Here is a 655-nt window from a genome sequence, read left to right on the forward strand (position 1 = left end):
CGCAGCGCGTCGAGCACCTGTTCGCGCGAGGCCGGATCGAGGTTGTTCGTCGGTTCGTCGAGCAACAGCACATTGGCGGTGGAAGCCACCAAACCGGCCAGTGCGAGCCGGGTCTTCTCACCGCCGGACAGCGTGCCCGCCGGCTGGTCGAGCTGGGGGCCGCTGAACATGAACGCTCCCAGCAGGCCGCGCAGATCCTGCTCGCCGGAATCCGGTGCGGCGTGCCGGATGTTCTCCCACACGGTCGCATCGTTGTCGAGGGTGTCGTGCTCCTGGGCGAAGTAGCCGATCCGCAGCCCGTGGCCGGGCTCGAGGCCTCCGGTGTCGGGGGCCTCGGTGCCGGCCAAGATCCGCAGCAGCGTGGTCTTGCCGGCGCCGTTGAGGCCCAGCACCACCACCCGCGAGCCGCGGTCGATCGCCAGGTCGACGCCGGTGAACACCTCCAGCGACCCGTAGGACTTGCTCAGGCCGGTGGCCACCAGCGGTGTGCGCCCGCACGGTGCCGGGTTCGGAAACTTGATGCGGGCCACCTTGTCGGCCACCCGCTCGTCGTCGAGCGCGGCCATCATCCGGTCGGCGCGACGCAACATGTTCTGTGCGGCAACGGCTTTAGTGGCTTTGGCGCCGAGCTTGGCGGCCTGCGAGCGGAGCGCGG

The 655-nt window shown here is 70.1% G+C and carries 1 protein-coding gene; it reads right to left on the reverse strand.

Features of this window, described 5'->3' with window-relative positions; translation table 11 throughout:
• Positions 1–655: ATP-binding cassette domain-containing protein (locus A5622_RS26915; protein ID WP_156753109.1), on the reverse strand; the 655-nt coding region annotated here is incomplete at both ends.

It is taken from the genome of Mycobacterium sp. 1245801.1, assembly GCF_001673055.1.
Lineage (GTDB): Bacteria > Actinomycetota > Actinomycetes > Mycobacteriales > Mycobacteriaceae > Mycobacterium > Mycobacterium europaeum_A.